The sequence below is a fragment of the Pseudomonas sp. UME65 genome (assembly GCF_014170225.1).
Classification (GTDB): Bacteria; Pseudomonadota; Gammaproteobacteria; order Pseudomonadales; family Pseudomonadaceae; genus Aquipseudomonas; species Aquipseudomonas protegens.
Map to the genome: position 1 here is coordinate 523,626 of NZ_LZZQ01000010.1, position 12,965 is coordinate 536,590.

Annotated in this window: 10 protein-coding genes; 7 read left to right on the forward strand and 3 right to left on the reverse strand. The window is 64.5% G+C overall.

Annotated elements, in window-relative coordinates:
- Positions 1-59 precede the first annotated feature (59 nt).
- The 5 genes from hrpA to A9971_RS10190 all read left to right on the forward strand — a co-directional run bounded on the left by hrpA (position 60) and on the right by A9971_RS10190 (position 8,047).
- Entirely contained in the window at positions 60-3,971 is a 3,912-nt protein-coding gene (gene hrpA, locus A9971_RS10170) for an ATP-dependent RNA helicase HrpA (protein WP_183000552.1), read from the forward strand.
- A 274-nt stretch (positions 3,972-4,245) separates the two neighbouring features.
- Positions 4,246-5,367, forward strand: coding sequence for a beta-ketoacyl-ACP synthase III (locus tag A9971_RS10175; protein WP_019093329.1), 1,122 nt, complete (start codon positions 4,246-4,248; stop codon positions 5,365-5,367).
- Positions 5,368-5,444: 77 nt separating this feature from the next.
- On the forward strand, positions 5,445-6,059 hold the full coding sequence (locus A9971_RS10180; RefSeq protein WP_011059871.1) for an RNA polymerase sigma factor: 615 nt from the start codon (positions 5,445-5,447) through the stop codon (positions 6,057-6,059).
- A complete protein-coding gene (locus A9971_RS10185; RefSeq protein ID WP_011059872.1) occupies positions 6,053-6,286 on the forward strand; it encodes an anti-sigma factor in 234 nt (77 codons plus the stop codon). The genes A9971_RS10180 and A9971_RS10185 overlap by 7 nt, the downstream gene beginning before the upstream one ends.
- A 426-nt stretch (positions 6,287-6,712) precedes the next feature.
- Positions 6,713-8,047: an OprO/OprP family phosphate-selective porin gene (locus A9971_RS10190; protein WP_011059873.1), complete on the forward strand. Its 1,335-nt coding sequence runs from the start codon at positions 6,713-6,715 to the stop codon at positions 8,045-8,047.
- A 104-nt stretch (positions 8,048-8,151) separates the two neighbouring features.
- Here A9971_RS10190 and A9971_RS10195 read toward each other — a convergent pair whose 3' ends face one another.
- Both A9971_RS10195 and A9971_RS10200 read right to left on the reverse strand, forming a co-directional pair.
- On the reverse strand, positions 8,152-8,553 hold the full coding sequence (locus A9971_RS10195; protein ID WP_174394909.1) for a nuclear transport factor 2 family protein: 402 nt from the start codon (positions 8,551-8,553) through the stop codon (positions 8,152-8,154).
- Positions 8,534-9,901 (reverse strand): MFS transporter, encoded by a 1,368-nt coding sequence (locus A9971_RS10200; RefSeq protein WP_072443291.1) that lies wholly within the window; start codon positions 9,899-9,901, stop codon positions 8,534-8,536. The genes A9971_RS10195 and A9971_RS10200 overlap by 20 nt, the downstream gene beginning before the upstream one ends.
- A gap of 84 nt (positions 9,902-9,985) precedes the next feature.
- On the opposite strand from A9971_RS10200, the gene A9971_RS10205 reads away from it, so the two are divergent.
- The gene (locus A9971_RS10205) at positions 9,986-10,891 is read left to right on the forward strand and encodes a LysR family transcriptional regulator (protein ID WP_183000553.1); all 906 of its coding nucleotides are present in this window, start codon (positions 9,986-9,988) and stop codon (positions 10,889-10,891) included.
- A gap of 75 nt (positions 10,892-10,966) precedes the next feature.
- A complete protein-coding gene (locus tag A9971_RS10210) occupies positions 10,967-12,091 on the forward strand; it encodes a GNAT family N-acetyltransferase (protein WP_183000554.1) in 1,125 nt (374 codons plus the stop codon).
- A gap of 16 nt (positions 12,092-12,107) precedes the next feature.
- On the opposite strand, the gene aqpZ is transcribed toward A9971_RS10210, so the two are convergent.
- Positions 12,108-12,806 (reverse strand): aquaporin Z, encoded by a 699-nt coding sequence (gene aqpZ, locus A9971_RS10215; protein ID WP_011059878.1) that lies wholly within the window; start codon positions 12,804-12,806, stop codon positions 12,108-12,110.
- Between the last annotated feature and the right edge of the window lie 159 nt (positions 12,807-12,965).

The window sequence follows — 12,965 nt, forward strand, 5'->3', positions numbered from 1 at the left end:
TGCATGGACTTTTCTGCGACAATCGCGCCCTGCCTAAATAGACGACCCTTGCGTACCTGATGACTGACGAATCGCCTGCAATCGACCAACTGCTGAAAAACCTCGATCAAGCCATGCTCGGCGACCGTCACCGGTTGCGCCGGCAGTTGCTCGAACTGCGCAAGAAGCCCGACGAGGCCAAGCTCGCCCAGTGGCTGGAGCGCATGCAGGCTTCCTGCAACCTGGTGACGGCGCGTCGCCAGAGCGTGCCGCAGATCCGCTATGACGACAGCCTGCCGATTGCCGCCAAGCGCGACGAGATCAAGGAGGCGCTGCTCAAGCATCAGGTGCTGATCATTGCCGGCGAGACCGGCTCGGGCAAGACCACCCAGTTGCCGAAGATCTGCCTGGAAATCGGTCGTGGCCAGCATGGCCTGATCGGCCATACCCAGCCCCGGCGGATTGCTGCCCGCAGCGTGGCCAGCCGAGTCGCCGAAGAGCTGGCCACGCCCCTGGGCTCGCTGGTGGGCTACCAGGTGCGCTTCGAGGACCAGAGCGATTCCAGCACCCTGATCAAGCTGATGACCGACGGCATCCTGCTGGCGGAAACCCAGAACGATCGCTACCTGGAACGCTACGACACGATCATCGTCGACGAGGCCCACGAGCGCAGCCTGAATATCGACTTCCTCCTCGGCTACCTCAAGACCCTGCTGCCGCGGCGCCCGGACCTGAAGGTCATCATCACCTCGGCGACCATCGACCTTGAGCGCTTCTCCAAGCACTTCGATAACGCGCCGATCGTCGAGGTCTCCGGCCGCACCTTCCCGGTGGAAACCTGGTATCGCCCGTTGACCCTGGAACAGGACGAGGAGGGCAACCGGGTCGAGGACGACCTCACGGTGGACCAGGCGATCCTCGCCACCCTGGATGAAATCGCCGCCCATGAACGCAGTGAAAGGCGCAGCCCCGGGGACGTGCTGGTGTTCCTGCCCGGCGAGCGGGAGATCCGCGACGCCGCGGAGATGCTGCGCAAGGCCCAGCTCAAGCACACCGAGATCCTGCCGCTGTACGCGCGCCTGTCGCCGGCGGAACAGCAGCGCATCTTCCAGTCCCACCCGGGCCGCCGCGTGGTGCTGGCCACCAACGTCGCCGAAACCTCGCTGACCGTGCCGGGCATCCGCTACGTGATCGACAGCGGCACTGCGCGCATCAGCCGCTACAGCTACCGGGCCAAGGTCCAGCGCCTGCCCATCGAGGCGATTTCCCAGGCCAGCGCCAACCAGCGCAAGGGCCGTTGCGGCCGGGTCGAACCGGGGATCTGCGTGCGCCTGTACAGCGAGGAAGATTTCCTCGGCCGGCCGGAATTCACCGACCCGGAGATCCTGCGTACCAACCTGGCGGCGGTGATCCTGCAGATGCTGCACCTGCGCCTGGGGGAAATCACCGCCTTCCCGTTTATCGAACCGCCGGATGGCAAGGCCATCAGCGACGGTTTCAACCTGCTGCAGGAACTCTCGGCAGTCGACCGCAACAGCCAGCTGACACCACTGGGCCGGCAACTGGCGCGCCTGCCGGTGGATCCGCGCATGGGCCGCATGCTGCTGGAAGCGGCCAAGCTCGGCAGCCTCCAGGAAGTGCTGATCGTCGCCAGCGCCATGTCGATCCAGGACCCCCGCGAGCGTCCGCCGGAGCGCCAGCAGGCCGCCGACCAGGCCCACGCCCAGTGGAAGGACGTGGATTCGGACTTCGCCGGGCTGGTCAACCTGTGGCGCGGCTTCGAAGAACAGCGCCAGGCCCTCACCGCCAGCCCGCTGCGCAACTGGTGCCGCAAGAATTTCCTGAACTACCTGCGCCTGCGCGAGTGGCGTGATTCGCACCGGCAATTGAGCCTGATCTGCCGCGACCTGCAACTGAGCCTGAACAAGGAGCCGGCGGACTACCCGAAACTGCACAAGGCGGTGCTGGTAGGCCTGCTCAGCCAGATCGGCCAGAAGACCGAAGACGGCGACTACCTGGGGGCCCGCCAGCGGCGCTTCTGGATCCACCCGTCCTCGGGCCTGGGCAAGAAGCGCCCGCAATGGCTGATGACCGCCGAGCTGGTGGAAACCACCAAGCTCTATGCGCGCATGGTGGCCAAGATCGAGCCGGACTGGATCGAGCCCCTGGCCGGCCATCTGGTGAAGAAGAACCACTTCGAGCCCCATTGGGAGAAGAAGCGCGGCCAGGTAGTGGCCTACGAGCAGATCACCCTGTTCGGCCTGATCGTGGTCGGCCGCCGGCCAGTGCATTACGGCCCGGTGGACCCGGTGGTATCCCGCGAGCTGTTCATCCGCGAGGCCCTGGTGCGTGGCGAAATCCAGTCCAAGGCCAAGTGCCTGAGCGCCAACACCCAGTTGCTGGAGCAGCTCGATGCCCTGGAAGCCAAGGCCCGGCGCCGCGACATCCTGGCCGACGAGGAAACCCTGTTCGCCTTCTACGACGCGCGCCTGCCAGCGGAGATCCACCAGACCGCGACCTTCGACAGCTGGTACCGGGTGCACAGCCAGAAGAACCCGCAGTTGTTGATCATGCGCGAGGAAGACGTGCTGGCCCGCGAGGCCAGCGAGGTCACCGCCAAGCAGTACCCGGACACCTTGCATATCGGTGACCTGGAACTGGCCCTGAGTTACCACTTCGAACCCAACCATCCCCGGGACGGCGTGACCCTGCGGGTGCCGGCGCCGCTGCTGCCGGCACTGCCCGCCGAACGCCTGGAATGGCTGGTGCCGGGGCTGATCGAGGCCAAGTGCATCGCCCTGGTGCGCAACCTGCCCAAGGCCCTGCGCAAGAACTTCGTGCCGGTGCCGGACTTCGTCAAGGCCGCCCTGCAGCGCATGGTCTTCGCCGAGGGCTCCTTGCCCCAGGCCCTGGGCCGCGAGCTGCTGCGCATGACCGGTGCCCGGGTCAGCGACGAGGCCTGGAGCGAAGCCGAACAACAGGTGGAAAGCCACCTGCGGATGAACCTGGAAATCGTCGACGCCCAGGGCAAGTTCCTCGGCGAAGGCCGCGACCTGGCCGAACTGACGGCGCGTTTCGCCGAAGCCAGCCAGGCTGCCCTGGCGGTGCCGCAGACCGCCAAGGGCCAGCAGCCGGTGGAAGCCAAGGTGTTCGCCGCAGTCGCAGAAAAGACCCAGCAGAAGATCGCCGGGTTGTCGATGACGGTGTATCCGGCGCTGGTCGAGGAGGCCGGGACCGTCAAGGAAGGGCGCTTCTCCACCGCCGCCGAGGCTGAGTTCCAGCACCGCCGGGCCTTGCAGCGCCTGCTCTTGCAACAACTGGCGGAGCCGGCCAAGTTCCTGCGGGGCAAGTTGCCGGGCCTTACCGAGCTGGGCCTGCTGTACCGCGAACTGGGCCGGGTCGATGCGCTGGTGGAGGACATTCTCCTGGCCAGCCTCGACAGTTGCATTCTTGAAGGCGAGGCCGTGCTGCCTCGGGATGGCGCGGGCCTGGCCTCCCTGGCCGAGCGCAAGCGTGGTGCCTGGACCGAGCACGCCGAGCGCCTGGCACGCCTGACCCTGGAGATCCTCAAGCTCTGGCACGGCCTGCAAAAGCGCTTCAAGGGCAAGATCGACCTGGCCCAGGCCGTGGCCCTCAACGACATCAAGGCCCAGCTGGCGAACCTGGTGTACCCGGGCTTTGTCCGGGAAACCCCGGCCCTGTGGCTCAAGGAACTGCCGCGTTACCTCAAGGCCGTGGAACTGCGCTTCGAGAAACTCGGCAGCCAGGTGCAGAAGGACCGGGTCTGGAGCAGCGAGCTCACGGGCCTGTGGAGCCAGTACCAGACCCGGGCCCAGAAGCATGCCCAGGAAGGCAAGCGCGACCCGCAGCTGGAGCTGTACCGCTGGTGGCTGGAGGAGTACCGGGTGTCCCTGTTCGCCCAGCAGTTGGGGACCAAGGTGCCGATTTCCGACAAGCGCCTGAGCAAGCAGTGGAGCCTGGTCGACGCCTGATCTAAAGCCCTTCGCAGGCGCTGGCGTGCTAGCGAAAGCGCCGCCAGGGGCGGTATAGGGTTGACTCCGTCGATCTTGCAGTTGCGGCGAAATGGCGGAGGTTATGGCAAACTCCGCCGTCATAAATGCCGGCCCCGGCTTTCTGCATCGCAGGCAGCCTGGGCGGATCGGAATAAAGCGATGCCAGAAACGGCTCCCCTGGCGGGAGTCGTCCCTTTACGGTTTGGCACGTGAGTGCCAATACCTTCTGCCTCAACACATTAGAGGAACGACCGTGCACAACGTCGTCATCAGCGGCACCGGCCTGTTTACCCCGGCCAACAGCATCTCCAACGAAGAGCTGGTGGAATCGTTCAATACCTACGTCCACCAGTTCAACAGTGACAACGCTGCCGCCATCGAGCGCGGCGAAGTGCAGGCCCTGACCGAATCCAACGCTGCCTTCATCGAAAAGGCCTCGGGCATCAAGAGCCGCTTCGTCATGGACAAGGACGGCATCCTCGACCCGCAGCGCATGGCTCCACGCCTGCCGGAACGCTCCAACGACGAATGGTCGGTACTCTGCCAGATGGCCGTGGCCGCCGCCGAGCAAGCCCTGCAGCGGGCCGGCAAGACTGCCGCCGACATCGACGGGGTGATCGTCGCCTGCTCCAACCTGCAGCGCGCCTACCCGGCCATCGCCATCGAAGTCCAGGCCGCACTGGGCATCCAGGGTTTTGGCTTCGACATGAACGTGGCCTGCTCCTCGGCGACCTTCGGCATCCAGGCGGCCTGCAACAGCGTGCAACTGGGCCAGGCCCGGGCGATCCTGATGGTCAACCCGGAAGTCTGCACCGGGCACCTGAACTTCCGTGACCGCGACAGCCACTTCATCTTCGGCGACGCCGCCACCGCGGTGGTCATCGAGCGAGCCGACCTGGCCACCTCCGAGCACCAGTTCGACATCGTCAGCACCAAGCTGCTGACCCAGTTCTCCAATAACATCCGCAACAACTTCGGCTTCCTCAACCGCGCCGCGGAAGAGGGTATCGGTGCCCGCGACAAGCTGTTCGTCCAGGAAGGCCGCAAGGTATTTCGCGATGTATGTCCGATGGTGGCCGAGCTGATCGCTGCGCACCTGGAAGAAAACCAGCTCAACGTCAGCGACGTGAAGCGCTTCTGGCTGCACCAGGCCAACCTCAGCATGAACCACCTGATCGTCAAGAAGCTCCTGGGCCGCGAAGCCTCGGTGGAAGAAGCGCCGGTGATTCTCGACACCTACGCCAACACCAGTTCGGCGGGTTCGGTGATTGCCTTCCACAAGTACCAGGACGACCTGGCCAGCGGTTCCCTGGCCGTGCTCAGCTCCTTTGGCGCCGGTTATTCGATCGGTAGCGTGTTGCTGCGCAAGCGTTGATCCAGGGTTGGGGTGTGGCGTCGGGCGGGATTGGCGCGTCACACCCCCTCAAACCTGCATGATTGAACGAGGCACGAATGGCCGCTGCTGATGACACGCAACTGCTAGAGCGCCTGTTGGCGGGCGAACAAAAGGCTTACAAGGAACTGGTCGGCACCTACCAGAGCGCCATGCGCGCCGTGGCCTACGCCATTGTCGGCAACCGCCACGCCGACGAAGTGGTACAGGACGCCTGGCTGTCGGTGGTGCGCAACCTGGCGGGTTTCCAGGGGCGTTCCAGCCTCAAGACCTGGCTGCTGACCATCACCGCCAACGCGGCCAAGAGCCGCTACAAGCAGAACCGCCGGGAAGTGTTGCTCGACGATCTGCCGGCGCCCCATGGCACCGTGGGTGATGAGCGTTTCTCCTCCAGCGATGGTCACTGGCTGGTGGCGCCTTTCGCCTGGCACGAAGATACCCCGGAGGCCCTGCTGACCGAGTCCGAACTGCGTGACTGCCTGGAGCACACCTTGCTCAGCCTGTCGGAGTTGCAGAGCAGTGTCCTGCTGTTGCGCGAACGCCAGGGCCTGGAGCTGGAAGAGATCTGTAACCTTTTGGGGCTCACGCTCTCCAATGTCCGGGTACTGCTGCACCGGGCGCGTCTGAAGGTCTTCGCCACCGTGGAGCATTTTGAGGAAACCGGCCAATGCTGACCTGCAAGGAACAAGTGGCACGATCCAGCGATTATCTCGATGGCCAGTTGAGCTTTCGCGAGCGCTTGATGGTGCGCCATCATCTGTTGTTCTGCCCCAACTGCCGGCGTTTCATTCGCCAGATGCGCCTGCTCCAGGCCACCTTGCGGGTGCTTCCGGAGCCGCCCCTGGAAGGTCTCGACGAACTGGCCGAGCGTCTGGCCGCCGAGCGCCAGAACCACCGCTGATCCTGCCCCCCCCCATGGCTCGGTAGCCGCTGTCGAGCCCCGGCGAGGCTGCGAAAAGGCCCGCAGGGCCTTGCTTGACGGTCTCCCGCCGAACCTCCTGCGCCCTCAGGATCGCGGCGTCTCCTACAGAGCCGTTCGCCGCCTCGCCGGGGTTCGACGGCTACAGACACCACATGAAACTGTCATCCGATCAAAGGTGACAGTGTTCTTGTGTCCCCCTATTCCCCCGCAAAACCCAGGGCAAAGGCTCTAGTACAGGCTTTTTGCCTTATTTCATTTCGAAGTAAAAAAGTTCCCCTGTAATCAAATCTTTATCTATCAGCAACCCGGCTGAAATAACCCCTCGCCAAGATTCCCACCCAACACCAGCGGGCCAACCCCGCGTGTTTTCCAACGCTACAGACCACCAATTAGGGGAACTCTTCGATGATCCGTAAGCACTTCGCCGGTTTTGCCGCCAGCGCCCTGGCCTTGGCAGTAACCGCCCAGGCTTTCGCTGGCACCGTCACCACCGACGGCGCCGATATCGTAGTCAAAACCAAGGGCGGCCTTGAGGTTGCTACCACCGACTCCGCGTTCAGCTTCAAGCTGGGCGGTCGTCTGCAAGCCGACTATGGCCGTTTCGACGGGTTCTACACCAAGAATGGTGACAGCGGCGACGGCGCGTACTTCCGCCGCGCCTATCTGGAATTGGGCGGCACCGCCTACAAGGATTGGAAATACCAGATCAACTACGACTTCTCCCACAACTCGGGCACCGCCGATGACGGTTACTTCGACGAGGCGTCCATCTCCTACGTCGGCTTCAAGCCGGTGACCCTGCGCGCCGGCCGCTTCGACGAAGACTTCGGCCTGGAGAAGGCCACCAGTTCCAAGTGGGTTACCGCCATGGAGCGTAACGCCGCCTACGAGCTGGCCGACTGGGTCAACTCCCACGAGAACGGCATGGGCCTGCAGGCCAGCTCGGTGGTCGCCGACATGGCCTACCTGTCCGGCAGCGTGGCGGCCAAGGACATCAACGACAAGGACGGCGACAGCGTCAAGCAGTTCAACGCGCGTGCCGTGTTCGCCCCGATGCACGAGACCGGCAACGTCCTGCACTTCGGTCTGGACTTTGCCAGCCGTGATGTGAGCGACACCGCTTTCGACTCGCGGATCCGCCCACGCCTGGGCGTGCGTGGTATCGCCACCAACGGCGGCAACGATGCCGGCACCAACGGCAACCGTGCCACCTTCGGCGGCGGCGCCGGCCTCAACGCGTCGAGCCAGACGGCCGTTGGCGCCTATGACAATGACCGGGTGTTCGGCGGTGAATTCGCCTTCGCCACCGGCCCGTTCTCGGCCCAGGCGGAATACCTGACCCGCAAGCTGCAGGCCGACAGCAACGCCTACAAGGACGTCAAGGCCACCGGTTTCTACGGCCAACTGGCCTATACCCTGACCGGCGAGGCCCGGGTGTACAAACTCGACGGCGCCAAGTTCGACACCATCAAGCCCGAGAACAAGCAGTACGGTGCCTGGGAAGTGTTCTACCGCTACGACAACATCAAGGTCGATGACAAGAACGTCGTAGCCGCCACCGCCACCCGTGACGTCGGCGATGCCAAGGCCACCATGAACACCATCGGGGTCAACTGGTACGCCAACGAGGCGATCAAGATTTCCGCCAACTACATCAAGGTCAACACCGACAAGATCACCAACAACGTTGGCGATGACAGCGGCGATGCCCTCGTAGCCCGTGTGCAGTACGTGTTCTAACGCTGTTGCAACACCCAGGTAGAGCTCTTTCTCATCCGTTATAGCTCCTCTCGTTTTAACCCCGCCCCGGCGGGGTTTTTTTTTGCCCGCTGCACGGGCGCCTCTCAAGGGCAGGCGGTTTCGTGCAGGTACAGCCACTGCGCCGCATCGCCCTGCACGCGAATGATCGCCAGGGACAGGCGCGCGCTTTCGACCTGGTCCAGGCGGTGGGTTTCCTTGTAGTGGATCGCCGCGCTCTGGCCTTCCTGCCACACACAGCGCACCTGGCTGATGCTGATTTCCAGACCGGGGCGTTGGCCCAGGCCTTCGCGAAACAGCTGTTCCACCTGCTCGCGGCCGACCATGGCGCCGCCGGTGGTGACCATCTGGAAGTCTTCGGCGAACAGCCCCAGCAAGGGATCGATGCAGGCCTCGGCATCCCCGCGCTGGTTGGTGAAGACGCTGTGAATCAGTTGGTGAATCCAGTGCACGCTGTATTGCGCCTGTCTAGCGATCGAGTTGGGCATGGGAGACCTCGGGTGGTGGGAGTCGGTTCAGGGTCAACAGGGGTAGCAGGCCGGCTGCGGCGGCCAGCAAAAGGCTCAGGTGGTAGGCGCCGGTGACGCCCCGATAACCCAGCAGCAGGTTGTAGAGCATCAACAGCAAGGCCGCGCCGAGGCTGAAGGCCATCTGCCGGTTGATGTTCCAGATCACGCTGGCCTTGTGCGTATCGGCGCCGTCGAAGTCCAGCAGGGCGGTGGTCTGCGCGGTATTGGCACCGGCGCCGCCGCCCAGGCCCATCAGCAGGTAGGCCAGGCTGATCAGGGGCAGATCGGCCAGCGAATCGACCCCGTACAGGCTGGCGATGCCGGCGCTGTGCAGCACCAGGGCGATGGCGAACAGCCGTGCGGCGCCCAGGCGATTGTACAAACGTCCGCAGGCGAGCATCGCCAGCAGTGCGCCGGCGGCATACAGCAGCATGAACATGCCGCTGTGCTGGGCGCTCAGGTGCAGGCTCTCCTGAAGGAAGAACAGGCTCAGCAGATTGACCCCGGTGAAGAGCCCGGGGATCGCGTGATAGATAGCCACCGACAGGCCCAGGCGCGGATTTTTCAGCAGCCGCAGTTCGACGATGGGCCGGGCGCAGGCCCGACAGTGACGCCGGTAGCACTCGGCCAATAGCAGGCCGGCAACCAGGCCCGGTGCGGCCTGATGGGCCGGGTAGCCGCTGCCGTACAGCGACATGCCGAGCAACAGGCAGCCCAGGCTCGCAGTCACCAGCAGCAGGCCGCGCAGGTCCGGGCGCGGCGGTGGCGCCGAGCGCTCGGCGTTGATCCAGCACCAGGACAGCAACGCCGCCAGCAGCGACAGCGGCAGGCTGGCGAAGAACACCCAGCGCCAGGAACTGTGGTCGACAATGGCCCCACCCACCGTGGGCGACAGCGCTGGCGCCAGTAGCGCCACGGCCATCACCAGGGTGGAGATCCGCGCCCGTTGCGTGCCCTGGAACAGGTTGAAGGTCAGTGCCTGCCCCAGGGGAATCAGCAGGCCGCCGGCCATGCCCTGGACCAGCCGCCAGAACACCAGTGGCATGAAGCTGTCGGCCAGCCCGCACATCAGCCCGGCAACGCTGAACAGCAGCATCGAGGCGCAGAGCACCTGGCGGTTGCCGAAACGCGCCGCGAGCCAGGTGCTGATGGCGATCACCAGGGTCAGGCCGAGGATGTAGGCATTGGCGACCCAGGCCACGGCGGCGCTGGACACTTGCAGTTGGGCGGCGATAGTGGGCAGGGCCACCGCCGACATGAAAATGTTGACGCAGTCGATGAAGAATCCGAGAAGGAATACCACCGCCACTTTGTATCTGTAAGTCATGCCGTCTCCCTTTTGGCGCGCAGCTTAGGGAGCTTGGGGGCAGGGTGTCGAGGTGCCTATACTTGACGCATTGTTTAATGGGATTTGACAGTGAGCGAAAATTTTCACGGCCAGCTGCACCGGGTACAGACCTTTCTTGCGGTGGTGGACTTCGGCTCATACACCCGCGCCGCGCAGTACCTGGGCATCAGCAAGGCCATGGCCAGCCTGCACATAAAGGCCCTGGAGCAAGCGCTGGCGAGCACCTTGCTGATCCGCACCACGCGGCAGGTGACACTGACCGAGACCGGCCAGGCCCTCTACGACGAGTTCAAGGGGATTGTCGCCAATATCGACACCGCCTTCGACAATGTGCTGCACGGGCGCGACCGGGTCAGTGGCAAGTTGCGCATCAGCTCCACGGCGGAGTATGCCGAGACGTTCGTGTTGCCGATCCTGCCGTTGTTCACCGCGCGTTATCCCGAGGTGCGCCTGAGTTATCACTTCAACTCGTCGTTGAATGATCTGGTGGCGGAAAAGCTCGACCTGGTGATCCGCCTCGGGCACCTGGCGGACTCGGGGTTCAAGGGGCGCCAGCTGGCGGACTACGCCATTGTCCTGGTGGCCAGCCCGGCGCTGCTCAAGGACCGGCAGGTGATGCAGCCTGAAGAGCTCGATGCCTGGCCCTGGATTGGCAACAGCAACCTGGGTGGGCCGCCGGGCTGGACCTTCAGCCATCCGCGCCGTGGCGAGGTGGAGGTCAAGGTCAGCCCCGGGCACGAGTCCAACTCGGCGACGGCGATTCGCGCCATGGCCCTGGCCGGCCTGGGGCTGGCGGTGCTGCCGGAGTGGATGGTCCTCGATGACCTGGGCAACGGGCGGCTGGTGCGGGTATTGCCCGAGTACCGGCTGGCCACGCAGCCGGTGCATGTGCTGTTTCCCAACAGTGCGCACCTGCCGCGCAAGTCCCGGGTGTTCATCGACTTTCTGGCGGAGCACCTGGGGCGCTAGCGCTGCGGCGGTTTCGGTGAACCCGGGGATGGAGGATACTCCCCGGGTTGTTCGATCTGAATTCCGGGGACCCCGATGCCGCTGCAATCCTTGAACAGCCTGTCCGCCGTCGATCCTGCGCAATGGGATGGCCTGCTCAAGGACGGGCAACCCTTTGTGCGCCACGCCTTTCTCAGTGCCCTGGAAGACAGCGGCAGCCTTGGCCCGCGCTCTGGCTGGCAGGCCGAGCACCTGCTGCATGTCGAAGACGGTCGGCTGCTGGCGGCGCTGCCCAGCTATCGCAAATGGCATTCCTACGGCGAATACGTGTTCGATCATGGCTGGGCGGATGCCTGCGCCCGGGCCGGAATCGACTACTACCCCAAGCTGCTGACGGCGGTGCCGTTCAGCCCGGTGAGCGGCGCCCGGGTGCTGGCAGCGACCCAGGCAGATGCGCTCGAACTGCTGAAAAGCCTGCCCGGCTACCTGGAGATCGAAGGGCTTTCCAGTGCCCATATCAACTTCACCGACGATTTCAGCGACGCGGCCCTGGAGCAGCAACCGGGCTGGCTGCAGCGCCTGGGCTGCCAGTTTCACTGGCAGAACCGTGGCTACCGGGACTTTCAGGATTTCCTCGATGCCCTGAGCTCGCGCAAGCGCAAGCAGATGCGCAAGGAGCGCGAGCAGGTGGCGGGGCAGGGCATTGATTTCCAGTGGCTCGAAGGCCATGAACTGGACCAGGCGCAGTGGGATTTCGTCTATGCCTGCTACGCCAACACCTACGCAGTGCGGCGCCAGTCACCCTACCTGACCCGAGCTTTTTTCAGCCTGCTGGCCGAGCGTATGCCCGAAGCGATCCGCGTGGTCCTGGCCAAGCAGGGCGGGCGCCCGGTGGCCATGGCCTTCAGCCTGGTGGGCGGCGACAGTTTCTATGGGCGCTACTGGGGGTGCCTGGCGGAGTTCGACCGCCTGCATTTCGAGACCTGTTTCTACCAGGGCATGGAGTACGCCATCGCCCAGGGGCTGCAGCGCTTCGACGCCGGCGCCCAGGGCGAACACAAGCTGATTCGCGGCTTCGAACCGGTGCTCACCCGCTCCTGGCACTACCTGCGCCATCCCGGGCTGAAGGCTGCGGTGAAGGATTTCCTGCAACAGGAACAGGCCGGAATCCGCGCCTATGCGCAAGAGGCGAGGGACGCCTTGCCCTATCGGCAGGCGTGACCCTCGCCGGCGTTGCTCAGCCGTCTTCCTTGCCCAGCCAGCGATAGACCACGCCGCCGATCACTGCGCCAAGGATCGGCGCCAGCCAGAACATCCACAGCTGCTGCAACGCCCAGCCGCCGACGATCAGCGCCGGTCCGGTGCTGCGGGCCGGGTTGACCGAGGTGTTGGTGACCGGGATCGAGATCAGGTGGATCAGGGTCAGGGCCAGGCCGATGGCGATGGGCGCCAGCCCCGCCGGGGCGCGTTTGTCGGTGGCGCCGAGGATGATCACCACGAACATCAAGGTCATCACCAACTCACAGACAAAACCCGCGGCCATGGAATAGCCGCCGGGGGAGTGTGCGCCATAGCCGTTGGACGCCAGCCCCGAGGCCAGTTCGAACCCCGGCTTGCCGCTGGCGATGAAGTACAGCAGCGCCGCGGCGATCACTCCGCCGATCACCTGCGCGACGATATAGGCCGGCAGTTCCCTGGCCGGAAAGCGTCCACCCACCACCAGCCCGACGGACACCGCGGGGTTCAAGTGGCAACCGGAGATATGGCCGATGGCGAAGGCCATGGTCAGCACCGTCAGGCCGAAGGCCAGGGCGACCCCGAGCAGGCCGATACCGACGTTGGGAAAGGCCGCCGCCAGCACGGCGCTGCCGCAACCGCCCAGAACCAGCCAGAACGTACCGAGCAATTCGGTGACAGAACGTTTGAACAAAGACATGAGAGAGTCCTTGATAGGTCAACCTATCAACGCGATACAACTGTTATGCATCCCGCAGGTTAACTACAGGTTCCGCTCCGGAACCTAGGCTGAGTACAGCAGGCTTTCGGCGCAATTCCACTCGCCCATGAAAAACGCCAGGGCCCCCTGAAACCGGGG